This is a genomic window from Rhodococcus shunpengi, assembly GCF_048381395.1.
Classification (GTDB): domain Bacteria; phylum Actinomycetota; class Actinomycetes; order Mycobacteriales; family Mycobacteriaceae; genus Rhodococcus.
In genome coordinates, this window is the sequence record NZ_JBLWIU010000034.1 from 48199 (window position 1) to 73583 (window position 25385).

At 67.9% G+C, this 25385-nt stretch carries 20 protein-coding genes and 1 tRNA gene; 7 read left to right on the forward strand and 14 right to left on the reverse strand.

Going from position 1 to position 25385, the window contains the following annotated elements; translation table 11 throughout:
- Positions 1-110: 110 nt before the first annotated feature.
- The 3 genes from ACNJ7K_RS20500 to ACNJ7K_RS20510 form a co-directional block, all read right to left on the reverse strand.
- Positions 111-183 (reverse strand) — tRNA-His (locus ACNJ7K_RS20500).
- 86 nt (positions 184-269) lie between these two features.
- Positions 270-869, reverse strand: coding sequence for an oligoribonuclease (gene orn / locus ACNJ7K_RS20505; protein WP_024100533.1), 600 nt, complete (start codon positions 867-869; stop codon positions 270-272).
- A gap of 72 nt (positions 870-941) precedes the next feature.
- Positions 942-2465, reverse strand: a complete 1524-nt coding sequence (locus tag ACNJ7K_RS20510) for a flavin-containing monooxygenase (protein ID WP_487042110.1) — start codon at positions 2463-2465, stop codon at positions 942-944.
- A 273-nt stretch (positions 2466-2738) separates the two neighbouring features.
- Here ACNJ7K_RS20510 and ACNJ7K_RS20515 point away from each other — a divergent pair, with 273 nt between their 5' ends.
- The gene (locus ACNJ7K_RS20515) at positions 2739-4280 is read left to right on the forward strand and encodes a helicase HerA-like domain-containing protein (protein ID WP_230787725.1); all 1542 of its coding nucleotides are present in this window, start codon (positions 2739-2741) and stop codon (positions 4278-4280) included.
- A 27-nt stretch (positions 4281-4307) separates the two neighbouring features.
- Here ACNJ7K_RS20515 and cmrA read toward each other — a convergent pair whose 3' ends face one another.
- Positions 4308-5114, reverse strand: a complete 807-nt coding sequence (cmrA, locus tag ACNJ7K_RS20520; RefSeq protein WP_230787722.1) for a mycolate reductase — start codon at positions 5112-5114, stop codon at positions 4308-4310.
- A gap of 155 nt (positions 5115-5269) precedes the next feature.
- Here cmrA and ACNJ7K_RS20525 point away from each other — a divergent pair, with 155 nt between their 5' ends.
- On the forward strand, positions 5270-6601 hold the full coding sequence (locus tag ACNJ7K_RS20525) for an MFS transporter (RefSeq protein WP_120282152.1): 1332 nt from the start codon (positions 5270-5272) through the stop codon (positions 6599-6601).
- Positions 6602-6607: 6 nt separating this feature from the next.
- Here the strand turns inward: ACNJ7K_RS20525 and ACNJ7K_RS20530 are convergent, their stop codons facing one another.
- The gene (locus ACNJ7K_RS20530; RefSeq protein ID WP_372473116.1) at positions 6608-7498 is read right to left on the reverse strand and encodes an SGNH/GDSL hydrolase family protein; all 891 of its coding nucleotides are present in this window, start codon (positions 7496-7498) and stop codon (positions 6608-6610) included.
- An 87-nt stretch (positions 7499-7585) separates the two neighbouring features.
- Positions 7586-8407: a thioesterase family protein gene (locus ACNJ7K_RS20535; protein ID WP_120282154.1), complete on the reverse strand. Its 822-nt coding sequence runs from the start codon at positions 8405-8407 to the stop codon at positions 7586-7588.
- A gap of 134 nt (positions 8408-8541) precedes the next feature.
- Here ACNJ7K_RS20535 and ACNJ7K_RS20540 point away from each other — a divergent pair, with 134 nt between their 5' ends.
- Positions 8542-9078: a TetR/AcrR family transcriptional regulator gene (locus tag ACNJ7K_RS20540; protein WP_120282155.1), complete on the forward strand. Its 537-nt coding sequence runs from the start codon at positions 8542-8544 to the stop codon at positions 9076-9078.
- Positions 9079-9101: 23 nt separating this feature from the next.
- On the opposite strand, the gene ACNJ7K_RS20545 is transcribed toward ACNJ7K_RS20540, so the two are convergent.
- Together ACNJ7K_RS20545 and ACNJ7K_RS20550 are read right to left on the reverse strand one after the other, a co-directional pair.
- Entirely contained in the window at positions 9102-9935 is an 834-nt protein-coding gene (locus tag ACNJ7K_RS20545) for an alpha/beta fold hydrolase (protein ID WP_088897404.1), read from the reverse strand.
- A gap of 78 nt (positions 9936-10013) precedes the next feature.
- Complete coding sequence (locus ACNJ7K_RS20550) at positions 10014-10667, reverse strand: TetR family transcriptional regulator (protein ID WP_487042111.1); 654 nt, start codon at positions 10665-10667, stop codon at positions 10014-10016.
- A 154-nt stretch (positions 10668-10821) separates the two neighbouring features.
- Here ACNJ7K_RS20550 and ACNJ7K_RS20555 point away from each other — a divergent pair, with 154 nt between their 5' ends.
- The 3 genes from ACNJ7K_RS20555 to ACNJ7K_RS20565 are packed head-to-tail and all read left to right on the forward strand — an operon-like array spanning position 10822 to position 13456.
- Positions 10822-11940: a ferredoxin reductase gene (locus tag ACNJ7K_RS20555; RefSeq protein ID WP_487042112.1), complete on the forward strand. Its 1119-nt coding sequence runs from the start codon at positions 10822-10824 to the stop codon at positions 11938-11940.
- 39 nt (positions 11941-11979) lie between these two features.
- Positions 11980-13236 carry a fatty acid desaturase family protein gene (locus tag ACNJ7K_RS20560; RefSeq protein ID WP_159418665.1) on the forward strand — a complete coding sequence of 419 codons (1257 nt, stop codon included), beginning with the start codon at positions 11980-11982 and terminating at the stop codon, positions 13234-13236.
- Positions 13214-13456, forward strand: coding sequence for a hypothetical protein (locus ACNJ7K_RS20565; protein WP_120282158.1), 243 nt, complete (start codon positions 13214-13216; stop codon positions 13454-13456). Before ACNJ7K_RS20560 ends, ACNJ7K_RS20565 begins: the two co-directional genes overlap by 23 nt.
- A 25-nt stretch (positions 13457-13481) precedes the next feature.
- On the opposite strand, the gene ACNJ7K_RS20570 is transcribed toward ACNJ7K_RS20565, so the two are convergent.
- A complete protein-coding gene (locus ACNJ7K_RS20570; protein WP_487042113.1) occupies positions 13482-14429 on the reverse strand; it encodes an alpha/beta hydrolase in 948 nt (315 codons plus the stop codon).
- 38 nt (positions 14430-14467) lie between these two features.
- Positions 14468-16111: a flavin-containing monooxygenase gene (locus ACNJ7K_RS20575; RefSeq protein WP_487042114.1), complete on the reverse strand. Its 1644-nt coding sequence runs from the start codon at positions 16109-16111 to the stop codon at positions 14468-14470.
- Positions 16112-16288: 177 nt separating this feature from the next.
- Between ACNJ7K_RS20575 and ACNJ7K_RS20580 the strand changes: the two genes are divergently transcribed.
- Positions 16289-18673, forward strand: a complete 2385-nt coding sequence (locus ACNJ7K_RS20580) for an ATP-binding protein (RefSeq protein WP_487042115.1) — start codon at positions 16289-16291, stop codon at positions 18671-18673.
- 22 nt (positions 18674-18695) lie between these two features.
- Here the strand turns inward: ACNJ7K_RS20580 and ACNJ7K_RS20585 are convergent, their stop codons facing one another.
- From ACNJ7K_RS20585 to fdh, 4 genes are read right to left on the reverse strand one after another with little or no spacing between them, the layout of a single operon-like run.
- Positions 18696-20000: an L-lactate MFS transporter gene (locus tag ACNJ7K_RS20585; RefSeq protein ID WP_120282161.1), complete on the reverse strand. Its 1305-nt coding sequence runs from the start codon at positions 19998-20000 to the stop codon at positions 18696-18698.
- Positions 20001-20033: 33 nt separating this feature from the next.
- The gene (nrfD, locus tag ACNJ7K_RS20590; RefSeq protein ID WP_120282162.1) at positions 20034-21053 is read right to left on the reverse strand and encodes an NrfD/PsrC family molybdoenzyme membrane anchor subunit; all 1020 of its coding nucleotides are present in this window, start codon (positions 21051-21053) and stop codon (positions 20034-20036) included.
- Positions 21053-21964 carry a 4Fe-4S dicluster domain-containing protein gene (locus ACNJ7K_RS20595; protein WP_024100544.1) on the reverse strand — a complete coding sequence of 304 codons (912 nt, stop codon included), beginning with the start codon at positions 21962-21964 and terminating at the stop codon, positions 21053-21055. Before ACNJ7K_RS20595 ends, nrfD begins: the two co-directional genes overlap by 1 nt.
- Complete coding sequence (gene fdh, locus ACNJ7K_RS20600; RefSeq protein WP_487042116.1) at positions 21961-25305, reverse strand: formate dehydrogenase; 3345 nt, start codon at positions 25303-25305, stop codon at positions 21961-21963. The genes ACNJ7K_RS20595 and fdh overlap by 4 nt, the downstream gene beginning before the upstream one ends.
- Between the last annotated feature and the right edge of the window lie 80 nt (positions 25306-25385).

A 25385-nucleotide genomic window follows, 5' to 3' on the forward strand; every position in this document is an offset into this window, starting at 1 on the left:
CCCCGGTTCGGCGCGCGAGGAGCCGCTGTGCGTGAGGAACCGCCGTGCGTGAGGATTCTCCGGGAACGAGAAAACCCCCGATCGGAAATCCGATCGGGGGTTCTCTTCGGGGTGAGTGACGGGACTCGAACCCGCGACAGCCAGGATCACAACCTGGTGCTCTACCAACTGAACTACACTCACCATCGCATTCGCCGGCAACCTCTCGGTCGCTTGCGCCTGCGGTACAGATACTAGCCTGACGAAGACGAAAAAGACGAATCGGCTGGTCAGGCCGGTCCCAGGTCCTTCACGACGGCCGCGAGGTCGGCGGGAGTGGGGCCGGGAGGCGCCACGAAGGCCGTGCGCCGGTAGTAGCGCAGTTCGCGGATCGACTCCTTGATGTCCGCGAGCGCCCGGTGCGACAGCCCCTTCTCCGGCTGACCGAAGTAGATGCGCGGATACCAGCGCCGGCACAGCTCCTTGATCGAGCTGACGTCCACCATGCGGTAGTGCAGGTAGTTGTCGAGCTCGGGCATGTCGCGGGTGATGAACGCGCGGTCGGTCGCGATGGAGTTGCCGGCCAGCGGCGCCGTGCCCGCCTCGGTGACGTGCTCGCGGATGTACGCGAGGACCTGTTTCTCTGCTTCGGCGAGGCTCACCGTCGAGCGGCGCACCTCTTCGGTGAGGCCGGACCGCTCGTGCATCTGCTGCACGACCTCCGGCATGTCGGCGAGGGCGTCGTCATCGGCGTGGATCACGATGTCCACGCCCTCGCCGAGCACGTTGAGATCACTGTCGGTGACCAGAGCCGCGATCTCGATCAATTTGTCGCTGCCGAGACGCAGCCCCGTCATCTCACAGTCGATCCATACGAGTTTGTCCTGCACGACAGACAGACTATCCATCGACGCCGCACCCACGAGGCGCGGCGTCGACGGTCCGGGACGAAATGTGCACCGTCACGCCTTCACGGCGACGGTGCGCGGCGCGGCCGGGCGGGCGGGACGACGTGCCGCCGGAGTGTACTGCCGCTCGAGGGTTCGGCCCTCCGAGGTCACGTCCGGGGCGGTGAACCGCCCCTCCGGGGTCACGTCAGGGGCGGTGAAGCGCCCCTCGGCGGTCACTTCCGGGGCTGTGAAGTCGTGGCTCAGGAAGGACTCGGGGGAGTCGTCGACGATCTCCATCCACGGCGCCGGCAACGGCGGAGCGACGGTGCCGGTCAGCGTCGAGGCATAGCTGTTGTTGCGGTAGCCCATGATGTCGCGCTTCTTGTCCTGCTTCCACTGCTTGAACACCTCGCCCTGGCGTTCGACGTGGAACTCGGGGTAGTCGGTGCGGTCGACGAGATCGCGAATGTAGGCGGCCTGGAAGTCGATGTCCTCCACCGGCGACGACAGCTTCTCCTCGCGAGCCCGCCAATGATCGATGTCCTGCTCGCGGGTGTCGAAGTCGGGCAGGGCGACGCGGCCGAGCATGAAGTCGCGTGCGTACCAGGCCTGCGCGTCGAACATGTTGAACGTGAAGTACTGGTCCTGCGCGCCGAGGTACATCAGCTTCGGGTTGCGCTGGAAGAAGATGCCCTTGTAGATGTCGCGTGGGTAGAGCCGGTTGCCGGTGCGCAGTGCGAGTTCGTCGGGCAGGAACGGGTAGTGGTGCTTGTACCCCGTGCACAGCACGATGGCGTCGACCTCGCGGGTGCTGCCGTCACGGAAGTGGGCGACCTTGCCGTCGACGTGGGTGAGCAACGGCACCTCGGAGAACTGCTCGGGCCAGTCGTGACCCATCGGTGCGCTGCGGTAGCTGAAGGTGACCTGCTCGGCGCCGTACTTGATGCACTGCGTTCCGATGTCCTCGGCCGAGTAGCTGCTGCCGACGAGCAGCAGTCGCTTGCCGGCGAACTCGCGGGCGTCGCGGAAGTCGTGGGCGTGCAGCACGCGTCCCGGGAACCGGTCGAGGCCGTCGAAGTGGGGAACGTGCGGGGTGGAGAAGTGTCCGGTGGCGACGACGACGTAGTCGAACTCGTCGGATTCCAGCGCGCCCCGGTCGTGGTTCATCACCGTCACGGTGAACTTCTGTGTCTCGTCGGACCACTCGACCCACCGCACAGCGGTGTTGAACCGGATGTACTTGCGCACGTCGCTCTTCTCGACGCGACCCATGATGTAGTCGAGCAGGACGGCCCGCGGCGGGTACGACGGGATGGGACGTCCGAAATGCTCCTCGAAGGAGTAGTCGGCGAATTCGAGGCATTCCTTCGGGCCGTTGGACCACAGGTAGCGGTACATGCTCCCGTGGACGGGCTCACCGTTCTCGTCGAGTCCCGTACGCCAGGTGTAGTTCCACATTCCTCCCCAGTCGGGCTGCTTCTCGTAGCAGACGATGTCGGGGATCTGCTCCAGACCGGCCTTTCGGGCTGCTTCGAAAGCGCGCAGCTGCGCGAGTCCACTGGGACCTGCTCCGAGAATGGCGATCTTGGGCGTCAATGTGTTTCTCCTGTGTTCGTCGAATATGTCGCGTAGTTCGTTGCTAGCACACGTCGTTGTTTTTGCGAACGATCCTCGCGTCGTCGACGACGAGGATTCTCTCGGAGAAATCGCAGGTCAGCACGGTTCGCGAAGCGGCAAACCTCGTCGCCGCTGTTGTGATCGGAATCACTGTAATGCGACAATTCTGGCGCCCGATAGAAATGGTCCTTCCGTGGGTTCGACGGCCCGGTACCGTCGCGGTGGGCGAGGTCGAGGCCGGAGGGGGCGAGCATGACCGACAAGCCGGAGAACACTGCCGCGACCATCGCGGCCGGGTACGAGGTGATCGGCGAGGCGCTGGAACTGGGCGCCGTCGTGCTCGACGGCGTCGCCGATCCCGAGGCGCCGGTGCGTATCCCGCTCGCCACACTCGATCGTCACGTGCTGGTCGCCGGTGCGACCGGCACGGGCAAGACCAAGACGCTGCAGGTCATGGCGGAACAGCTGTCGGCGGCGGGGGTTCCGGTGGTGATGGCCGACATGAAGTCCGACCTGTCGGGTCTGTCGGCCGCCGGTGAGCCGGACGATGCGGTGATCACCCGTGCGGCCGACACCGGCGACGAGGACTGGACGCCCACAGGACATCCCGTGGCCTTCTACTCGCTCGGCACCGACGGGGTCGGTATCCCCGTCCGCGTCACCGTCACCTCGTTCGGGCCGCTCCTGCTCTCGAAGGTCCTGGGGCTCAACGCTACTCAGGAATCCACCCTCGGGCTGATCTTCCACTGGGCCGACCGCAACGGCCTGCCGCTGCTCGATCTCGCCGACCTGCGGCAGGTGATCCGGCACCTGGCGAGCGACGAAGGGCGCGGCGCACTCGACGACCTCGGCGCCGTGTCGCCGGCGACCGCGGGGGTCATCCTCCGTGCGGTCGTCGACCTCGAGAACGCGGGCGGAGACGGATTCTTCGGCGAACCCGAACTGGAGGTCGAGGACCTGCTGCGGGTGATCGACGGTCAGGGCACGATCAACCTGTTCGAGTTCGGCGACGAGGCCACCCGCCCCGCCCTGTTCTCGACCTTCCTGATGTGGTTGCTCGCCGACCTGTTCCAGTCGCTTCCGGAGGTCGGCGACGTCGACACCCCGCGGCTCGTGTTCTTCTTCGACGAGGCGCATCTGCTCTTCACCGATGCGTCGAAGGCGTTCCTGCAGCAGATCGAACAGACCGTGAAACTCATCCGGTCCAAGGGCGTCGGGGTGGTCTTCTGCACGCGGTCGCCCACCGACATCCCGCGGAGTGTGCTGTCGCAGGTCGGAGCGCGGATCCAGCACGCGCTGCGCGCCTTCACGCCCGAGGACGAGGCCGCGCTCGCGGAGGTCGTGCGCACCTTCCCGAAGACCGACGCCTACGACCTCGCCGACGCTCTGACCGGCCTGGGGACCGGTGAGGCGATCGTGACGGTCCTGTCCGAGCTGGGTGCGCCCACGCCCGTCGCCTGGACGCGCCTGCGACCGCCGCATTCGCTGATGGGCACGGTGGGGGAGAGCGCGATGCGTGCGTCGGCGCAGGCGAACCCCCTCTACGGCAAGTACGGCCGCACCATCGATCGTGAATCGGCCTACGAGAAGCTCACCGCGTCGGTGGTCGGGGCGACCGACGTCGAACCCGTCCCGGACGTGCCGCTGCAGGCGTCGGACGATGCCGGGGTGTCGGTCGTGGAGCAGGTGCTCGGCAGTGCGGCGGTGCGCAGTTTCATCCGGTCGGCGGCGTCCGCGGCCGGTCGGGAGATCGGCCGGAGCCTCTTCGGCACGGGACGCCGCCGACGGCGGTGAAGGACTGCTTCAGCAGGCGGTGGCCCGTCAGTTGCCGCCGAGCTTCTTGTAGAAGGCGCCGGCGATCGGGGCCGAGATCGACCGCGGCGAGAACTGACCGGCGGCCGACATGGCCTTGCTGATCACGCCGGGCACGATGCGCATCCGGTTCGCGGCGAGCGCGTCGAGCGAGACCTTCGCGGTGTGCTCGCTCGAGATCCACAGGAAGTCCGGAACCAGCTTGTCGACGATCGACGCCTCGGCCGGGTCGGGTTCCTCGGTGCGGACCGGGCCGGGGGCGAGCAGCGTGACGTGCACGCCGGTGCCCTTGAGTTCGCCGCGCAGCGACTCGGAGAAGGTGTTGACGAACGCCTTCGTCGCGGCGTAGGTGGCGTTGTTCGGGATCGGCATGTTGCCGGCGGCCGAACCCACCATGAGGATGGCGCCGGAGTTCCGCTCGACCATCTGCGGCAGCACCGCGAGGGTGAGGTCGTGCACGGCGACGGCGTTGAGCTCGACCTGTGCCCGCTCGTAGGCCGCGTCGAGTTCGGCGACCGCACCGAAGGTGGCGATACCGGCGTTGTTGCACAGGATGCTGATGCGCCGACGTCCGAGTTCGTCGACGAGCGGTGTCCGTGCGTCGCGGTCGGACAGATCGCACGCGCGCACCTCGACGGTCACGCCGTGCTTCTCGCGCAGGGTCTCGGCGAGGGCCTCCATCACCTCTCCGCGACGGGCGACCAGGATCAGTGAGTGGCCGCGGGCGGCGAGTTCGGTTGCGAGGGCCTCGCCGATGCCGGAGGACGCTCCGGTGACGACGGCACGGGCATCGGGATGGGGATTCGGCAGAGTCACAGTGGGTCAGCGTAGCGGCAGGCACAGGAGCGGCGACCGGGCCCGCCTTCCGGTCGTGCGGCCGAGTCGTTCGGTGCCACGCGACGGAGTCGTTCGGTGCCACGCGACGGAGTCGTTCGGTGCCACGGCAGCTCCGGAAGCCTAGGCTCCGGGGCATGAATGCGTTCACGGACACGGCGAGCGGGGCCGGGGAGGCCGCGACACGTCGTCAGGTCGTCTCGTGGGGTCTGTGGGACTGGGGTTCCGCGGCGTTCAACGCCGTGATCCTGACGTTCGTGTTCTCCGTCTATCTCACCGATGCGGTCGGCGACGACCTGCCGGGCGGGATCTCGGCGAGCACCTGGCTCGGATGGTCGCTCGGTATCGCCGGGTTCGTCATCGCCGTGACCGCGCCGGTGTCGGGTCAGCGGTACGACGCCGCCGGGCGACGGAAGTGGTCGCTGGGCATCCTCACCGCGGTCACCGTCGCGGCGATGGCGGCGATGTACTTCGTGCGCGACGACTACCACTATCTGTGGCTCGGCCTGGTCCTGCTCGGTGTGGCGTCCGTGATGGCCGAGCTCGCGCAGGTGCCCTACAACTCGATGCTGCGTCAGGTGTCGACGCCGGACGACATCGGACGGGTGTCGGGTTTCGGTTGGGCGATGGGCTATTTCGGTGGCATCGTGCTCCTGCTGCTGTGCTACACCGGGTTCATCGCCGGCGACGGCGACACCCGCGGTTTCCTCGGGGTGCCCACCGAGGACGGCACCAACATCCGGCTCGTCGCGCTGTTCGCGGCCGTGTGGTTCGCGGTGTTCGCCGTGCCCGTGCTCCTCGCCGTCCCGGAGAAACCGGTCGCGCGTGGCGACGTCGCCCGCCGCGCCGGTTTGGTCGAGTCCTATCGCGTGCTGTGGCGCGACCTGACGGAGTTGTGGCGGGCGGATCGTCGCACCATCTGGTACCTCGGGGCGTCGGCGTTGTTCCGGGACGGCCTCGCCGGTGTCTTCACCTTCGGCGCGGTCCTCGCCGTCACGGTCTACGGGATCGGAGCGGGCGACGTGCTGATCTTCGGTGTCGCCGCGAACGTCGTGTCCGCGGTGGGCGCACTGGTGGCCGGACGCGTCGACGACCGGGTCGGACCCAAGGCGGTCATCGTGGGTTCACTTGTCGCCATGATCGCGACCGGCATCGTCCTGCTCGTGGTCTCGGGTCCGACGATGTTCTGGATCTTCGGTCTGGTGCTGTGCCTGTTCGTCGGCCCCGCCCAGTCGTCGGCGCGCACCTTCCTGGCGCGACTCACTCCACCGGGCCGGGAAGGGCAGATGTTCGGTCTCTACGCGACGACGGGACGCGCGGTGTCGTTCCTGGCACCGACGCTGTTCGGGTTCTTCGCGTGGTGGTTCGGCACCGACCGGGCAGGCATCGTGGGATTGCTGATCGTGCTCGGCGCGGGCTTGGTGGCGTTGCTCGCCGTGCGGGCTCCCGAGACGTCCGAGACGGTGTGAACCCGCTCAGTCGGTGATCGTGGCCAGCACCTGGTCGGCGGCGTTGCGGTGCCCGGCCGCGTTCGGATGCAGCGGGATCGATCCGGCGGTCGGCTGCAGACCGGCCATCCACCGGGTCTCCGGATCGGCGCACGCGTCGTGGTCGCGGCTCGACTCACGCAGGTCGACGTAGTCCGCCTCCGCGGCCTCGGCCTGTTCACGCATGACGGTGTTCAACCGGTCGATCTTCGCCTGCAGATAGGTCGCGTCCTCGGGCCACATCCGCTGTTCGGGGAAGCATCCGCCGTCGCGGATCCCGGTGGGGTAGCCGACGAGCACGATGCGTGCCTCCGGGGAGCGCCGGCGGATCTCGTCGATCACCGTGGTGTAGACGGGCGCGAAGGCGTCGATGGCGGCGTCGACACGGTCGGTGCCGTCCGGTGCGTTCGTGATCGCGCACGACGTGCCCTCGGGCGGTGCCGAGAGATTGACGCACCCCAACGCCAGTTGGACGAGACCGATGTCGTTGCCGCCGATACCGACGGTGACGAGTTCGGTGTCGGGGCGCAGCGCGTCGTACTGCGGTGGCACCGTCGCGCCACGGAAGGTGGTCTGCGGCATCGCGAAGTCGAGGGAGGTGGCGGCACCGCACGACGCGTCGACGAAGTCCTCGATACCGAGATCGGTCGCGACGAGGGTGGGGTAGTTGCTCGCCGACCGCCCGCACGGATCACCTTCGGTCTGCGGCGGGATGCCGGGCCCGGAGGTGAACGAGTCTCCCAGGGCGACGTACGACGCGTAGTCCGCAGCCGGGGCCGTGTCCTCCGTGTCGGCGCAGGCGACCGTGCCCACGGTCGTGAACGCGATTGCGGCGCAGGCGATGACACCCGACCGTCGGAGGAGTCTCGGCATCGTCACAGTGGACCTCGCAATCCGGTGGGTAGATGTTTCCGAGGCTACAGGTGTGCCGGTGACCGGGACGGGCGCCGAACGCGGCCGCTCGGGTCAGGCCTTGAAGTAGACGATCTGGTGCGAGGTCGCGAGGAGAACGCCGTCGCGTCCCCACAGTTGTGCGCTCTGGTCGAAGAAGCCCTGTTCGAAACGATTCGCGCGTGCGGTCGCGAGTACGGGGTTGTCGGATTGCGCGGCAACGGTCTCCGGGTCCGCGTGGAAGTAGACGGTCATCGAGACCGTGCCGGCCGGCAGCACCCGGCCCAGACGAAGGAAGGCGCGGGGGTAGAAGATGTCGCACATCGCGGTGAGCGAGGCGAAGTCGAGCGGGCGCGACGGGACGTCGCGGACCCACAGCGTCGACGTGGAGTCGGCGACCTCCGTGCTGCCCTCCTCGGGAACGACTCCCGCGGTGTACCGCATCTCGTAGTTGCGTGCCCACGCGATGAAGTCGGGCAGCGGTGTCGGCTCGAGCGAGTCGGGTGCAGGGGCGGCCGGCGCCTGCAGTTCGGTCGACGACCAGGTGGGGCGACGGAGACCGAAGACGGCCGTCGCGGTGGTGGCGACCTCGCCGTCCTGCGACAGTTCGATCGACCAGTGCTGGGTGGTCCGGTTCGTGCGCACCGGTCGCACCGCGATGTCGAACGGTCCGTCGGCGATGGGACCGGCGTAGTTGATCGTCAGGGACAGCGGCATGCCGAGGACGTCCGGGTGTCGTTCGACCGCTCGGAGGAGAGTCGCGGCGGTGATGCCACCGAACGGACCGACCATGTTCGCGTAGGCGGGGTGCGTGTGCCCTTCGGTGCGGTCGTCCCGGACCTCGAACAGGTCGACGGCAGCGTCGAAGACATGAGTGGTCACCGAGACGTCGGTCATGGCAGGGTCTCCTCGAAAATGGTGTCGCCCAGCGTCGGATCTGTACGACTACGTACATAGAATATGGGTGACAACCACCACTGCCGGAGGAACGGGTGAGCGCTGCAGAACGGCGGGACGGACCGCGCGCTGCGATGATCGCCAGCGCGATCGCGCTGATGAGCGAACGAGGTGTCGCGGCCACGTCGTTCCGGGACGTGCTCGAGCACAGCGGGGCGCCGCGCGGCTCCATCTACCACCACTTTCCCGGCGGCAAGGCCCAACTCGTCGAAGAGGCCACAGACCAGGCCGCGACCCGGATCGAGCGGTCGCTGACGGCGAAGGTCGACGGTCTCGGCGTGGTGGAGACGGTGCGCGCCGTCGTCGACCTGTGGCGCGAGGGCCTCGTGGCCACCGACTACGTCGCGGGATGCCCGGTGGTGGCCGCAGGTCTCGGGACCGAACCGCGGGCGCGTGCACGAGCAGCGGAGGCCTTCGACACCTTCGTCGACGTCGTCGCGCGGTCCCTGGTGGCCGACGGCGTCGGCGCGGAGCGTGCGCGGTCGTTGGCGAACCTGGTCATCGCAGCTCTGGAGGGCGCACTGGTGGTGGCCCAGGCGCAGCGCAGTCCGGCTCCGCTCGATGCGGTCGTCGCCGAACTCGAGGTGCTGCTCGCCCCGGTCGTGGGCTGACGGAAGCCGCGGTGGGCGGGCTCTCAGCCGTTCCGCCGCCGCGTGATCGCGTTCGCGATCTCGTCCGGGGCCTCCTCCGGAATCCAGTGCGAGACGTCGGGCAGGACCACGAAGTCGTACTCGGCGTCGACGAACTCGCCGCACCGTTCGGCGCCGGCGCGGCCGATCGCGATGTCGGCGGTGCTCCAGATGTAGGTCGTCGGGACGCGGACCGGGGGAGTCGAATCGAGATCCCGCGTCATGGCGCGATACCAGTTCAGGGCGGCGGTGAGAGCGCCCGGCGCGGACATGGCGGCGACGTAGTGGTCGACCGAGTCGTGGTCGACGGCGGAGGTGAACATCGCCCGCAGGCGCCGCGCGTCGTCGGCGAGGAGGAGGTCCTCCGCCTTGCCCTCCTCGCGGAAGAGCCCGATGTAGGAGGAGCGTTCGCGCTGGTCGGCGTCCTCCCGCAACGCCCAGCCGTAGGCAGCGAGGTGGGGGACCGAGACCGCGGTCAACGCCGAGACGCGGTCGGGATTGTGGGCGGCGAAGTACCACGCCACAGCGGCGCCCCAGTCGTGCCCGACGAGGTGGACGCGATCGAGCTCGAACTCGTCGAGCAGGCCGAGGACGTCGCCGGCGAGTGCCGGCACCCCGTAGTGCTCGACGCCGGTCGGCCGGGCACCGGGGGAGTATCCGCGCTGGTCGGGGGCGATCACGCGGAAACCGCGCTCGACGAGCAGGCGCGCCACCGGCGTCCAGCTGCGTGATGTCTCGGGGAAGCCGTGCAGGAGCACGACGGGTGTGCCGTCCCTCGGACCCGCCACACGCACGTCGAAGGTCAGGTCGTCGTAGGTGGCGGGTTCGGTCGATGCCATGGGAACCACGTTACGGAAGGGGAGTGTCTGCGACAGGATTTCCTGTCCACCTCGACGAACCGGCGTCACCCCGACCCGTCACCGGTCGTTCGACGTCCGTCGCGGCCGCCACGCCGCCGCGCCCAGCAGGATCAGACGCATCTGTTTCTCCGCGCGCGTGACCACCTCCGATTCCTGCGCGCTGCCGGGACGTTCGACGGCGAGCAGGTCGAGGACGAAATCGAGCATCGCGGTCACCAGCAGGTCGGCGGCCATCTCGAGATCGTCGAAATCCCAGTCCTCGAGTCCTGGGGAGCGACCCAGGTCGGCGGCGAGTTCGCTGGTCAGCAGGCGCAGTTCGACGGAGATCGCGGCGGCGACCTCGGGAACGCCGCCGTGGCGTTCGCGTGCCAGGAACCGGAAGGCCGCTTTGTGTGCCCGTACCTGCTGGACCAGCACGTCGAGGGATTGCCGCGCACCTGCCGGGCCGGGTGTGCGACGCGCGTCGCGCAGCAGGCGCCGCAGCACCCGCATCGTGTCCGCGGCAAGGGCGACACCGAGCTCGTCCATGGACGAGAAGTGCCGGTAGAACGCCGTGGGCACGATGCCCGCGTGACGGGCCACCTCCCTCAGGCTCAGCCCGCCGAGTCCCCGGTCGGCGGACAGGTCGAGGGCGGCGTCGAGAAGCGCCTGACGTGTGCGTTCCTTGCGTTCGGCGCGTGTGGTCGGCGGAGGTACGGAAGCGGTGGACACCCCCCGAGTCTAGGCACGACGTTCCGCGCGGTGTCCGTACATCTGTGTCGGCAGTCACATCGGGGTTGACAGGCAGGTGTGTCCGGCTGTCACACTGATTTCAGTGCACATTCGTTCACTGAGCACGCAGAGGTCTACCGAAAGGCGGACAGACATGATCGTGCGCGACCGTCCGACACCCGTCCCGCGCCCGGGTTCGTTGCGGAAACTGCTGGTGGGAGCACTCGGGATGCTGTCCTATCCGCATCACCCGGACCGCTACCTGGAACTCGCCGACCCGCTTCTCGTCACGTCGGCGAACTATGCCCGGATTACAGATGTGGACCGAAGTGCCACCGATTCGCTCACGGTCACGGTGCGCCCCGCGCAGCCGTGCCGACCCCTCCCCGGGCAGTACGTGACCGTGTCGGTCCGCGTCGACGGCGTGCGGCACACGCGCTGCTACTCGCCGACGCTCGTCGACGCGGGGTCGAAGCGCCGGCCCGATCTGCGGTTCACCATCGGCAGGCATCCCGAGGGCACCGTCTCGCGCCACCTCCACGACCGTGCGCAGGTCGGAGACGTCGTCGAACTCGGGTCTCCCGTAGGCGAGTTCGTGCTGCCGAGTCCGCGTCCCCGACGCCTGCTGTTCGTCGCCGCGGGCTCCGGGCTGACGCCGGTGCTGTCGATGCTGTCCGGTCTCGTCGCCGAGGGGTACGACGGGTCCGCCGTGCTGCTCTACTACACCCGCACCCCCGGACACGTTCCGCGCCGCGCCGAGCTCGAGGCGCTCGCGGACCGGCCCAACATCGAGATCGTCCACGCCCACACCCGCTCCGACGACGGGATGCTGCAGGGGCGGTTCGACCGCAGTCACCTCGCGGCCGTCGCACCCTGGTACGCCGACACGCCCACCTTCGTGTGCGGTCCGGCGGAGATGGTCACGAGCATTCGCGAGGTCTACGCGGAGCGGGGCGCCGAGACCATGGTGAACACCGAGGAATTCGTCCTCGCGCCTCCGGTCGTGTCGACGGACGATGCCGGCGGTGAGATCTCATTCGCCGAATCCGGAGTCGTTGCCGAGAACACCGGGTCGACGCTGCTCGAGCAGGCCGAAGCGGCCGGGCTCACGCCCGAACACGGATGCCGCATGGGCATCTGCCACAGCTGCACCGCCGTCCGGCTGTCGGGGTGCACGCGCGACGTGCGTACCGGCGACGTCGATTCGGAACCCGGCCGCCGCATCCGGATCTGTGTCAACGCCCCGGTCGGCGACGTCGCCGTCGAACTCTGAACCGACCGGTGGACACCACCGAAACCATTGGAGGACATCATGTTCGGATTGTCCCTACCCACTGTCCCCTTCCTGCCCTTCCTGTCCGGCCGCAGTTCTGCGGTCGAGAACGAACCGCTCGTCCTCGACCACGACAGTGTCGAGGAGATCGGCCGCGAACTCGACGCGCTGCGGGAGCAGACGCTCGCATCACTCGGTGACGAGGACCGCGAGTACCTCTACCGGATCATCAGGGCGCAGCGCGGATTCGAGATCGCCGGTCGCGGTCTGCTCTTCGTCGGATTCCTCCCGCCCGCATGGGTCGCCGGTGTCGCGGCGCTGAGCGTGTCGAAGATCCTCGACAACATGGAGATCGGGCACAACGTCATGCACGGTCAGTACGACTGGATGCGGGAACCGTCGCTGAATTCCCGTGTCTTCGAATGGGACACGGTGTGCCCGTCGGACCAGTGGCGACACTCGCACAACTACGTGCACCACACCTACACCAACATCCTGGGCCAGGACCGCGACATCGGATACGGGATCCTGCGCATGGACCCGGCCCAGAAGTGGCATCCCTACTATCTCGGCAACCCGGTCTACGCGACCGCCCTCATGTTCCTGTTCGAGTGGGGCGTGATGATGCACGACGCGGAGGTCGACCGGATCGTCGCCGGCAAGCGGTCGTGGCGCGACGTGATCCCGATCGCGAAGGGATGGTGGCGCAAGGCCCGCCGTCAGGTGATCAAGGACTACATCGCGTTCCCGCTGCTGAGCGGCCCGATGTTCGTCCCGACCCTGCTGGGCAACGTCACCGCCAACGTGGTGCGCAACGTGTGGGCGTACTCGATCATCTTCTGCGGCCACTTCCCGTCCGGCGTGCAGTCCTTCACCGAGGAGGAGACCGCCGACGAGACCCGTGGTGAGTGGTACGTCCGGCAGATGCTGGGCAGCGCGAACATCACCGGTTCCCCGCTGTTCCACATCATGTCCGGCAACCTGTCGCACCAGATCGAGCACCACCTGTTCCCTGACCTGCCGGCGCACCGCTATCCGGAGCTCGCCCCGAAGGTCAGGGAACTGTGCGACAAGCACGGACTTCCGTACAACACCGGTGGCCTCACCGCCCAGGTGACGTCGGTGTGGAAGAAGATCTTCACGCTTGCTCTCCCGCCCGGCTGGTTCGCGCCCGAACCGGAGTCGCAGGTGATCATCCAACGTCGTCGCTCCACCGATCGCCGGCTCGACGATGCGGGTACCCTCGCGGACGACACGATCGAGGGGGTCGACCATGGTGGGAAGATTCGAGCGTAACAAGGACACGATCCAGGAGGTCACCGAGTCGGCGGCCACCCACGTCGGCGCAATCGCGGGGATCATCACCGGAGCGGTCCGCGATGTCACCCGTGAGATCGGTGAACTGATCACCGACGCGATCGAGATGCGGGAGGCTGCTCGCGCGGCGCGCGACGACGAGGAACGCGGAGAAGGGCCGGCGACGTCGGATCGTCGCTCGGCCCCTCCCACGGAATAGCGGATCGGAACAGCGGATCGAGTTCCTACCGCGCGGGGACGCTCGAGGTGGTGCGGGTGACGAACCCGGCCACCTCGTCGCGCATCTCGCCGCTGCGCGGCACCGCACCCGACATCCAGAAGGCGCCGTGCACGAGCCCGTCGAACCGGCGGATCGTCACGTCCACGCCGGCCTCGCGTAGCCGTCGTCCGTAGAGCTCACCTTCGTCGCGGAGCACCTCGTTCTCGGTGGTGATCACCAGGGTCGGTGGCAGGCCGTCGACACCGGCCGCGCGTGCGGGAAGCGCATACGGAGTATCTGCGTCCTCGGGTGAGGTGAAGTACCGGTCGAGGAACCAGTCCATGTCGGCTGCCGTGACGATGTACCCCTCGGCGAACTCGTGGCGCGAGGGCAGGTCGGCAGCGCGGTCCAGCGCCGGGTAGATCAATACCTGTCCGCGCAGCGCCGGTGCGCCTTCGTCACGGGCCCGCAACGCGACTCCTGCTGCGAGGTTGCCACCGGCGCTGTCGCCCATCACCACCAGGTTGTGCGGGTCGCCGCCGTGCTCGGCGATGTGCGCGGTGACCCACTGCAACGCAGCCCACGCGTCGTCGGCCGCTGCGGGGAACGGATGTTCCGGCGCCAGGCGGTATCCCGCGGTCACGACGGTGGCCCCGGTCGCGCGGGCGACCGCCCGCGCCGGTTCGTCCACGACGGTGAGGTCACCCGCGACGAACCCGCCGCCGTGGAAGTAGAGCACCACCGGACGCGGCCCGGTGTCGGCCCCGGGGGTGTAGATCCGGAGGGGGAGACGGGTGCCGTCGCTCTCGTAGTGGGTCTCGTCCACACGCTCGACGTCCTGCGGTGGGAGTTGGAGGTCGGTGAAGGTCGCGATCGTCGCGCGGACCTGATCGACCGTCATCTGCGAGAACGACGTGAATCCTTGCTGCCGAAGTCCTGCGATGAGGCCGGCGGCGTGGTCGTCGAGTGCCATGGGTGGTTTCCTTCCGGGAGGTGGGGGAATTCGGTGCTCTACGAGGCGGCCGGGACGGTGGCTCGTGCGGGGGCGAGGTCGAAGCCGACGTAACCGCCGTCGACGACCTCGGCGCAGACCTGCCGGTAGGTCGGGGCACCACCGAGGTAGACCATGCAGGCACGCGGTTTGCCGGGGATGTTCGCGCCCATGTACCACGAGTCGGTCTGCGGCAGCAGCGTCTGCTCGGCGATCTCGGTGGTGGTGCGCACCCAGTCGGCTTCGGCGTCGGGGGTGGGTTCGATGACGTCGAGATCGTGTGCGCGCAGGTACGCGATCGCGTCGGTCGCGAAATCGACGTGGTCCTCGATCGCCAGCGGCATGTTGTAGAGCACCGAGGGCGACTGCGGTCCTGTGATCGTGAACAGGTTGGGGAACTCGTTGCTCATGATGCCGAGATAGGTGCGCGGCCCGTGTGCCCACCTGTCGGCCAGGCGCACACCGTTGCGGCCGCGGATGTCCATGGCCATGAGCGGTCCGGTCATCGCATCGAAGCCGGTCGCGAGCACGATGGTGTCGACCTCATAGGTGTGGTCGCCGACGCGCACACCGGTTTCGGTGATCTCGCTGATCGGGGTGCTCTTCACGTCGACGAGGTGCACGTTGTCGCGGTTGTAGGCCTCGTAGTAGTTCGTCTCGAGCGGGGGACGTTTCGTGGCGTAGGCGTAGCCCCGGGGTGCGAGCGTGTCTGCCGTGGCAGGGTCCTGCACCCGCTCGCGGATCCGTTCGCGGATGTACTCGGCGGCGGTGTCGTTGGCCTTCCTGTCGAAGAGGATGTCCTGGAAGCTGTCGATGAACAGGCGGAACCCGCCCGCGTTCCAGCGTTCGTCGAACACCCGCCGACGCTCGTCGGCATCGACGGCGAGCGCCGACGGCTGCACCTGGTCGAACGGAACACCCAGGAAGTGATTGCGTGCGGCCTCTCGCAGTTCGGGGTAGACCTTCTTGGCATCGTCGAGCACCTGCGGGTCGAGCGGGCCGTTCCCGAGTGGGGTGGCGAACTGCGGTGTGCGCTGGAAGACCACCAGTTCCGCGGCCTGTTGCGCGATCAGAGGGATCGCCTGGATCCCACTGGCGCCGGTGCCGATGATCGCGACGCGTCTGCCGTTGAAGTCGACGGGTTCGTGCGGCCAGTTACCGGTCAGCAGCACCTGTCCGCGGAAGTTGTCGATGCCTCCGAACTCGGGCTTCTTGGGGACCGAGAGGTTGCCGGCGCCGGAGATGAACCACCGGGCCGTCACGGTCTCGCCGGTGTCGGTACGGACCGTCCACCACGAATTGTCGTCGTCCCAATGCACACCGATCACCCGCGTGCCGAACGTGATCGTCTTCCGAAGATCGAAGCGGTCGGCCACATGGTTCAGGTAGCGGAGGATCTCCGGTTGCCCGGCGAACTTCTCGCTCCACTGCCATTCCTGCTGCAGGTCCTCATCGAACGAGTACGAGTAGTGGATCGACTCGATGTCGCAGCGGGCGCCGGGATAGCGGTTCCAGTACCAGGTGCCACCCACATCGTCGCCGGCCTCGAAGACCCGCACGGACATGTTCATCCGGTCGCGCAATCTGTGCAGCGCGTACAGGCCGGCGAAACCGGCTCCTACGACGACGACGTCGGTGTCGGGGGTGATGGAGGAAGTGGTCATCTGTCCTGGCTCCTCGGTATCGGGGATGTGGCTCCGGCGGGTGAACCGAAGGTCTGCATCGACGATGACGTGGATCACACTCATGGACTCGGGGTGAATTACCCCATTCGATACCTGTGTTGGCCGTCACACGACCACCCGGGTATGTTGGGCCCACTATCTCTGAGAAGCGTGACGATGGAATCTGCCCTGCCGGAATCTGCGCCACCCCGCACCGCGGGGCCCACCCGTTCGGTGACGACCTTCGTCGGTCGCCGTCGCGAGATCGACGAGGCCCGGTCGTGTCTCCAGCGGACCCGGCTGCTGACGATCCTCGGTCCGGGCGGAGTGGGGAAGACCCGGGTGGCCGAGGAATTGGCGGTGCGTACCTCGCGGGCGTTCCGTGATTCGTTCCGCTGGATCGATCTGGCGGTGGTGCGGGATCCGGAGTCCGTTCCCTCGGCTGCGGCGGCCGCTCTGGGCGTGACCGACCAGTCCACCAGACCCGTGATGGACAAGATCATCGATCGTCTCCGCGACCAGCACATGCTGATCGTGGTCGACAACTGCGAACACCTGATCGCGACCGTGGCCGACTTCGTCGCTGCCGTCCTCGGTGATGCACCGGAGGTGCGGATCCTCGCAACGAGTCGTGAGCCGCTCGCGGTGGCAGGGGAGACGGAGTATGTGCTTCCACCTCTGACGACACCGGAGGGATCGACGGGGAACCGGGCGGCCGATCTCGAGCGGTTCGAAGCGGTGGGTCTGCTTGCGGAACGGGCTCGGCAGGTGGTCCCGGACTTCGAGGTGACCGATGACAATGCCGATGCCGTGGCGCAACTGTGCATCGCGCTCGACGGCGTGCCGCTCGCTCTCGAACTCGCGGCCACCCGGCTGCGTTCGTTGTCTCCGGCACAACTCGTCGACCGACTCGATCGTCGTTTCGCACTGCTCACCGGAGGCAGTCGCGTGGCGGTGCCACGGCAGCAGACGTTGCGCGCCCTGATCGACTGGAGTTACGAACTGTGCTCCGACGCCGAGCGGACGCTGTGGGCGCGGTTGTCGGTGTTCACCGGCAGTTTCGACCTCGAAGCCGCGGAGACCGTTTGCGCCGACGACGATCTGCCGAGCGAGCAGGTCATCGACCTGCTCGACAGGTTGATCGCGAAATCGCTTGTGGGTGTCGATCGTTCGTCGTCGGTGTTGAGATACTCGCAATTGGTGACCGTGCGCGAGTACGGACACGAACTGCTCGACGCCCGCGGGGAACGCGAGCAGCTGTACCGGCGGCATTGCGAGCACTATCTCGACCGTGCCCGCCGCTGCGCCGAGAGCTGGTACGGGCCGAGACAATCCGCCCTGCTGTCGTCGATGCGCGCCGACCACGCGGATTTCATGGCCGCGCTCGACCGGTCGATCCGGGACGACGAGGAACTCGCCACGGGGGCGGCACTCGCCGTCGCGCTGCGCTATCACTGGATCGCGGGCGGCTACCTGTCCACCGGGCGGGCCCGGCTCGAACGACTCCTGCAACGACTTCCGCTCTCGAGCAGCGAGCGCGGCAACGTGCTGTGGGTGACCGCGTGGACGGCTCTCATCCAGGGAGATCGCGACGGAGCGGCGGTCCACCTCGACGAGTGTCGTTCGATCGCAGACGAATCCGGCGACGTACGGTTGCGGGCTCATTGCGATCACTGGAGCGCTCTGCACGCACTGTTCTGCGGGGCGACGGCCGAGGCGATCGACCTCTACCTCCGTGCGGCCCGGGTGCATCGTGCGCACGGCGACCACGCCGCCCACCTGACCTGCCTGTTCCAGCTGGCGATGGCGCAGACCTACGAGGGGCGACTCGACGACGCCCTGGAGACGTGCGCTCGTGTCGTCGAGATGGCGGATCAGCACGGCGAGCGGTGGAACAAGGCCTATGCGCTGTGGGTCTCGGGACTCGCCCATTTCCGTCTCGGGCGCCTCGACTCCGCGGTCGACGCGGCGAACGGTGCCCTGGCCGTACAGCGCGACTTCGAGGACAAGATCTGCACGGCGCTGTCGCTCGAGTTGCTGGCCTGGTCGGCCGGCGCCGAAGACGATCCGGAGAAGGCGGCACGGCTGTTCGGGGCCGCACGGACGGTGTGGCAGCGCCTCGGTACGACGATCGCAGCATTCGGACCGCATATCGAGCAGGACTCGATCGCAGCGGAACGTCGCCTCCGGGACAAGGTGGGCGAGACGGACTCCGTCGGATCGCCTCACCCGCAGTCCGGCACGACCATCGTCGATCTCGTGGACAGCGCGTTGGAGCCGAGGAAGTCCTCGGGGAGACGGGCCTCGCGTGCTCCGGTCTCCGAACGGCGGCACCGCGGTGGAGGCGAGTCCGCCTCCCGGACATCCCCACTGACGAAGAGGGAGCAGGAGATCGCGGGACTCGTCGCCGGAGGTCTGAGCAATCGCGCGATCGCCGACCGGCTCGTGATCTCACGCCGGACCGTCGACGGTCACGTCGAACGGATACTCGACAAACTCGGCGTGCACTCCCGCACACAGGTCGTCTCGTGGTTGCACGGCCACGAAGCGCCCCGGGTTTGAGCGAGCAGGGCGGCGATCCGGATCAGGACCGGGCCGAGGCCGACTCCCGGCGTGCCGCGGGTACCTTCGTGATCATCGTGAGCACGACCGATACGAGCGCGATGATGCCGATGGTGGTGTAGGCGAGGGTGTAGGCCTTGTCGTCACCGAGGAGCGTGGACGCGATGATCGGGCCGATGATGCCGCCGATGCTCCACCCGATGAGCATCAGGCCGTAGATGGCGCCGGCGTTGCGGACGCCGAAGAAGTCGCCCGCAGTGGCGGGCATGGTGCCGAATGCGCCGCCGTAGCAGAGATAGATGATCGCGGCCAGGATCGAGAACAACACCACGCCGGTGGCATGCGGCAGCACGATCAGGCACACGCCCTGCAGTACCAGCAGTGCGGTGAAGGTCTTCATCCGGCCGATGCGGTCGGAGATCGCCGCCCACACGATCCGGCCGGCGCCGTTGAAGATCGCGAGCACGCCCACGAGGGCCGCCGCGCCGGAGGCGCTGAAACCGGCGATGTCGGACGCACTCGGCTTCGCCTGCGAGATCAGGGAGATGCCGGCGGTCACGCACAGGGTGAGGATGGCGGTCAGGAGGTACCACTGGGGCGTGCGGAGGGCCTCGCCCTGGGTGTACTCCTTGCCGCGGTCCGCTCCGCCGCCGTCGCGGCCGACGGGGTCGAAGCCCGGCACGGTGTACCCCTCGGGCGGGTTGCGGAAGAGTGCCGCACCGGCCAGCGACATCACGAGGTAGGCGATACCCAAGGGCAGGAAGGCGCTCGTGGGGTCGTCCGGATTCCGGTCGATGAGCCACTGCGCGACCGGCGAGGTGAGCACGGCGCCGAACCCGAAGCCGCCCACCGCGAGTCCGGTGATGAGACCGGTCTTGTCGGGGAACCACTTCTGCAGCATGGCGATCGGGACGATGTACGCGAAGCCCAGCCCGAAACCGCTGATGATGCCGTACCCGAGGATGAGCAGCCAGTAGTCGTCGGCTCCGTCGGTGAACGAGGCGAGGAGGATGCCGAGCGCGTAGATGATGCCGCCGATCAACGCGACGACCCGGGGACCTTTCAGGTCCTGCAGTCGGCCACCGAGATAGGTGCCGATGAAGATCATGCCGATGGTGACGGTGAACGGCAGTGAGGCCCGGACCGTGCTCAGTTGCCAGGAGTCGGCGCTCTCGAGGGCTCCGCCGAAGACCGACCACGCGTAGACCGCGCCGATCGAGAACTGCAGCAACAGACCCCCGGCGACGAGGAGCCAGCGGAAGCTGCCCGGAGGCTGTGCCGTCGCGGCGTCGCCGTGTGGTTCGCGCGTGGGCTTGCCGGAGTCCATGCGTTCTCCTTCGTCCTGCCCGCGAGCCGGATCTCAGCTGCGGTAACGAACGGGTTCCCCGCGATCGACTCGTTCACGCTGGGGAACGACGGTGTACTTGGGATCCTTCGCCGACGCGATGCCGGCCTCGTAGACTCCGACTCGCGTGCACAGCGAACCGACCATGAGTGCGGCACCGGACACTGCCGACACCATTCGATTGCGGCGGCCGACGAGTGCGCCGAGCGCGCCGGCCACCGTCAATGCCTTACTGGCCTTCATCAGTCGCCCGGGGCGGCCCTGGTGGAGCGTCTCGGCCGACAGGCCCATCGATTTCTCCATCTGCTGCTCGGTCGCGAGTTCGACGAGCGCACCGCCGACGGCGAAGGCGCGCGCCGGCCCGGCCTCGGCGACCGGCGCACCCAGCAGTCCGAGACCACCCGATGCGGCCGCCGCCGACCCACAGAACACGAAGGGGATTTCCTTGTAGGCGGAGTGCCAGGCAGGGGTTGCGGTGTCGGACAACAGGACTCCGGTGTAGGCGGCGACCGGCGGTGCCGTCAGCGCACCCACGATCCCGGCGGGCCGGCCGAGGGCGAGCAGCAGGCGCACCGGTCCGCGCTTCCATCGGGCGGGGAGCATCTCGGCGATCTCCGCGACCGCCGCGACGCCCGCGAACGGACCGTGCAGCGACAGGATCCACGTCCCGACCGACATCGGGGAGGTCGGTTTGGCGACCCGCAGCATGTTGAGGAAGCGGCTCGGTTTGCCGAGATCGTGGACCAGCGCACCGACACTGACGAGCAGCGATGTGAGCGAACCGAATCGGGCAACGCGACGGAGGGCGGGCCGCCCCGTGAGATCGGCACCCGCAGCGAGCAGCGAACTGCCTGCGGCCACGCCGCCGGTGAACAGATAGATCGCGATATCGTGTTCCCACGGAGCCGGTTTCACGATCTGGCGTCCGTAATAGGACTCGAAGTCGGCCTCCGGCACCATCACCCGGTCGCCGCCGCGACCACCTCCGGACCGGCGGGGGTTGCCCGGGCTGCCGCCGTGCTGCACCTGGGTCATCAGCGCCTCCTCAGGAAGGACGCGGCGGCGCCCGCCAGCATCGCGACCGCTGCCACGGCGGCGCGGGTCCACATCTCCGGCAGATCCTTGGTCGTCACCACCGGATCCGGCGGCAGGCCGTAGACCTCCGGTTCGTCGAGGAGCAGGAAGAAGGCGCCGGTCCCGCCGACCCCGTCCTCGGGATCGTTGCCGTAGAGCCGTGCCTCGCTCACGCCGCGCTCGTGCAGCGCGGCCAGCCGTTCCTCGGCGCGAGCGCGCAGTTCCTCGACGTCGCCGTACTGGATCGACTCCGTGGGGCACGCCTGCGCGCAGGACGGGGTCTGGCCGTCGGTGAGCCGGTCGTAGCACAGCGTGCACTTCTGGGCGATACCGACCTTCGGGTCGCCCTCCGGACCCTTGCGGCGGTCGATGACGCCGTACGGGCAGGCGGCCACGCAGTATCCGCAGCCGTTGCAGATGTCGTCCTGCACGACCACCGTGCCGAACTCGCTGCGGAACAGCGACCCGGTCGGGCACACGTCGAGGCACGCCGCGTGGGTGCAGTGCTTGCACACGTCCGAGGACATCAACCAGCGGAAGTCCGGCTTCTCCTCCTCCGGAAGTTCCGTCGGGGTCGCGCCGACGGTCGGCATCCCCAGCGAGACCGGGGGTTTCGACTCCGCAGGGCGCTCGATGAAGGCGACGTGCCGCCACTGGTTGGCGTTGAGCGAATGACTGTTGTCGTACGAGGTACCGAGCATCGCGAATGCGTTCTCGGGGACGTCGTTCCACTCCTTGCAGGCCACCTCGCAGGCCTTGCACCCGATGCACACACTGGTGTCGGTGAAGAAGCCCTTGCGAGCCGGCGGATCCTCGTACCCGGCATCGGGTGCCGGGTCGATCGGTCCGAAGAAGCTGTTGGGGCCGGTCACTCGTCCTCCTCCGGGGCACGTGGGTCGTCCGGGGCCTCCGGGGCACGGGGGTCGTCCGAGGCCGTATCGCCGTCCGGGACGGTCACGATGGGTGGGTACACGTGGTCGGTTACCCCGGCCCGCCGCGCATATCCCTCGACGTACTCCCGCAGTGCCGTTCCGGACGGTCGGCGTCCTGCCCGGACGTCGCACGTACCGACCTTGGTCTCCTGGATGAGCACGTTGGGGTCCAACGTGATGCCGAACAGATCGTTGGTCGAGTCGCCGGTCACCATGCCGCCGCTGCCCCAGTGATAGGGCATCCACACCTGGTGGACGGTCCGTCCCTCCACCTTCAGCGGGCGCAACCGCTCGGTCACCAGGACCCGGCCCTCGATCGCGGAGCGGGCGGTGACGACGTGGCACCAGCCCATGTGCTCGAGTCCGCGTTCGGCCGCCAGGGCAGGGGAGACCTCCACGAACATCTCCGGTTGCAGTTCGGCGAGATGTTCGAGATAGCGGCTCATGCCGCCGGCAGTGTGGTGCTCGGTGAGGCGGCTCGTCGTGAACACGAAGGGGAACACGTCGACGTGGTCCTCGGGCGGTGAGGGGTTCATCGGGTTGTCGTCGCGGCGGTACTCCTTGCGCGTCGGGTTGGCCTGCTGCGCGTAGAGCGGGTTGCGGAACGGCGACTCCACCGGTTCGTAGTGCGTCGGCATCGGACCGTCGACGAGCCCCTGCGGCACGTAGAGGGCACCCTTGCCGTCGCCCTGCATGATGAACGGATCGATCCCTTCGAGCGCCTCGACACCGTCGGCGCCTTCGGGGGAGCGGTAGCTCGGCGGCTTCGTCTTCTCGAAGTCCGGAACATCCGCACCCGTCCACTGCTGCGCGTCGTCGTCCCACCACACGTAGGCCTTGCGTTCGCTCCACGGCCGGCCCTCGGGGTCGGCGGAGGCCCGGTTGTAGAGAATGCGGCGGTTCATCGGCCACGCCCAGCCCCACTCGGGAGCCACGAACGACTGCTCGTGCCGGGACTTGCGCCGGTTGGCCTGGTTGACGCCGTCGGCGTAGACCCCGGTGTAGATCCAGCAGCCACCGAGGGTGGAGCCGTCGTTCTTCATCTCGGTGAACGACGACAGCGGCCGGCGGGTCGCGACGTCGTAGCCGTTGATCTCCATGAGCACCGCGTCGGCACTGGGCTCGTCGTACTCGCCGTGCACGGGGTAGTCCCACGCCAGGTCGAGCAGCGGCCGGTCGCGCTCGTCGGTCGACTCGGCCAGACGCTCCCGCATCATGCGGCCGAGGTGGTAGAAGAACCACAGTTCCGAGCGGCAGTCCTCCGGTGGTTCGACGGCCTTCTCCCGCCACTGCAGCATCCGTTGGGTCTGCGTGAAGGTGCCTTCCTTCTCGGCGTAGGAGGCCGCCGGGAAGAGGAACACCTCGGTGGGGCACTCCTCGGTCACGATCTCACCGGTCTCGATTTCCGGGGAGTCCTTCCAGAAGTTGGCGCTCTCGATCTCGAACAGGTCGCGCACCACGAGCCAGTCGAGGTTCGCCATCCCGAGCCGCTGGGCGCGCCCGTGGGCGGAGCCGACGGCCGGGTTCTGCCCGAGGAGGAAGTAGCCCTTGACCTTTCCGTCGATCATGTCGAGCACCGAACGGTAGGTGCCGTGGTCGCCGGTGATCTTCGGCATGTAGTCGAAGCAGTAGTCGTTGTCGGCGGTCGCCGCGTCGCCCCAGTAGGCCTTGAGCAGGTTCACCGCGTAGGCGTCGGCCTTCGACCAGAAACCCTTGCTGCCCGGGTTGCGCACGCTGTCGACCCAGTCCGTGAACGAGTGGTGCTTGTTCGCGTCGGGCATCGGCAGGTAGCCGGGCAACAGGTTGAACAGCGTCGGGATGTCGGTCGAGCCCTGGATGCTGGCGTGACCACGCAGCGCCATGATGCCTCCGCCGGGGCGGCCCATGTTGCCGAGCAGCAGCTGCAGGATCGCGCCGGTGCGGATGTACTGCACACCGACACTGTGCTGGGTCCAGCCCACGCTGTAGACGAGCGCCGTCGTCCGCTCCCGGCCGGAGTTCTCGGTCCACGCGCGGCAGACGTCGAGGAAGTCCTCCTGCGAGACGCCGCACACCTGCTCGACCACCTCGGGGGTATAGCGGGCGAAGTGCCGCTTGAGCACCTGGTAGACGCACCGCGGGTGCTGCAGCGTCTCGTCGCGCCTCGGATGACTCGACGTCTGCATGCCGTGGGACTCGTTCTGCAGGCCCGCGGCGGTCTCCCGGTGCTCGGCGTGCTCGTCGGAGCCGTTGGCCTGCGACTTGTGCAGGTCGCCGGATTCGTCCTCCACGTCGTACTGCCAGCTCGTCGGATCGTAGGTCCGCTTCTCGGGGTCGAAGCCCGAGAAGAGCCCGTCGAGATCGTCGGTGTCCTCGAACTTGTCGCTGACGAGCACCGCGGCGTTCGTGTAGTTGACCACGTACTCGCGGAAGTCCAGCTCGTTGCTCAGGACGTAGTTGACGATGCCTCCGAGGAAGGCGATGTCGCTGCCTACCCGGATCGGGACGTGCTTGTCCGCCACTGCGCTGGTACGGGTGAAGCGCGGATCGATGTGGATGACGCGGGCACCACGCTTCTGGGCCTCCACGACCCACTGGAAGCCCACCGGGTGGGCCTCGGCCATGTTGGAACCCTGGATGATGATGCAGTCAGCGTTTGCAAGGTCGGCCGTGTAGCCGGTGGCGCCGCCGCGTCCGAAGCTGGTCCCCAGACCGGGGACGGTGGCGGAGTGTCATATGCGGGCCTGATTCTCGATCTGGACCGCCCCCATCGCTGTGAACAGCTTCTTGATGAGGTAATTCTCTTCGTTGTCCAGCGTGGCACCGCCGAGGCTGGCGATACCCATCGTGCGCCGGACACGGTGGCCCTTGTCGTCGAACTCCTGCCAGGTCTCGCGGCGGGTCTTCAGCACGCGGTCGACGACCATCTCCATAGCCGTATCGAGATCGAGGTCTTCCCATTCGGTGCCGTAGGGCCGGCGGTAGCGGACCCGGGTTTCGCGCAGCTCGCTGGTGACGAGGTTCTTGCTTGCCGAACCCTTGGGGCACAGTCGCCCGCGGTTCACCGGGCTGTCGGGATCGCCTTCGATCTGGACGACCTGTTCGTCCTTGACGAAGATCTTCTGTCCGCATCCGACAGCGCAATAGGGGCACACGCTGCGGGCGACACGATCGGCGGTGGAGGTGCGCGGTTCGATCTCCTCGGTACGACGGGACCGTGCGGCCTTGCCGCGCCCGAGCAGATCCTTGCCGAGGAACTGGCGCAGGACGGGCCAGGGGAGGGACGTGTCCTTCTCCGCCATCGGTGCTCCTTTCCTGCGCTCTCGTTCCGAAGCTACCGTCTACCCCCGGTTCGTGCCGGTTAATCCGGGGCAGGTGTGTC

What these genes read in the sequence shown, in the direction of transcription:
- ACNJ7K_RS20515 (WP_230787725.1), top strand. Translation starts at nt 2,739, where the DNA reads ATGACCGACAAGCCGGAGAACACTGCCGCGACCATCGCGGCCGGGTAC.
- ACNJ7K_RS20525 (WP_120282152.1), top strand. Translation starts at nt 5,270, where the DNA reads ATGAATGCGTTCACGGACACGGCGAGCGGGGCCGGGGAGGCCGCGACA.
- ACNJ7K_RS20535 (WP_120282154.1), bottom strand. Translation starts at nt 8,407, where the DNA reads ATGACCGACGTCTCGGTGACCACTCATGTCTTCGACGCTGCCGTCGAC.
- ACNJ7K_RS20540 (WP_120282155.1), top strand. Translation starts at nt 8,542, where the DNA reads ATGATCGCCAGCGCGATCGCGCTGATGAGCGAACGAGGTGTCGCGGCC.
- ACNJ7K_RS20545 (WP_088897404.1), bottom strand. Translation starts at nt 9,935, where the DNA reads ATGGCATCGACCGAACCCGCCACCTACGACGACCTGACCTTCGACGTG.
- ACNJ7K_RS20555 (WP_487042112.1), top strand. Translation starts at nt 10,822, where the DNA reads ATGATCGTGCGCGACCGTCCGACACCCGTCCCGCGCCCGGGTTCGTTG.
- ACNJ7K_RS20560 (WP_159418665.1), top strand. Translation starts at nt 11,980, where the DNA reads ATGTTCGGATTGTCCCTACCCACTGTCCCCTTCCTGCCCTTCCTGTCC.
- ACNJ7K_RS20565 (WP_120282158.1), top strand. Translation starts at nt 13,214, where the DNA reads ATGGTGGGAAGATTCGAGCGTAACAAGGACACGATCCAGGAGGTCACC.
- ACNJ7K_RS20570 (WP_487042113.1), bottom strand. Translation starts at nt 14,429, where the DNA reads ATGGCACTCGACGACCACGCCGCCGGCCTCATCGCAGGACTTCGGCAG.
- ACNJ7K_RS20575 (WP_487042114.1), bottom strand. Translation starts at nt 16,111, where the DNA reads ATGACCACTTCCTCCATCACCCCCGACACCGACGTCGTCGTCGTAGGA.
- ACNJ7K_RS20580 (WP_487042115.1), top strand. Translation starts at nt 16,289, where the DNA reads ATGGAATCTGCCCTGCCGGAATCTGCGCCACCCCGCACCGCGGGGCCC.
- ACNJ7K_RS20585 (WP_120282161.1), bottom strand. Translation starts at nt 20,000, where the DNA reads ATGGACTCCGGCAAGCCCACGCGCGAACCACACGGCGACGCCGCGACG.
- nrfD (WP_120282162.1), bottom strand. Translation starts at nt 21,053, where the DNA reads ATGACCCAGGTGCAGCACGGCGGCAGCCCGGGCAACCCCCGCCGGTCC.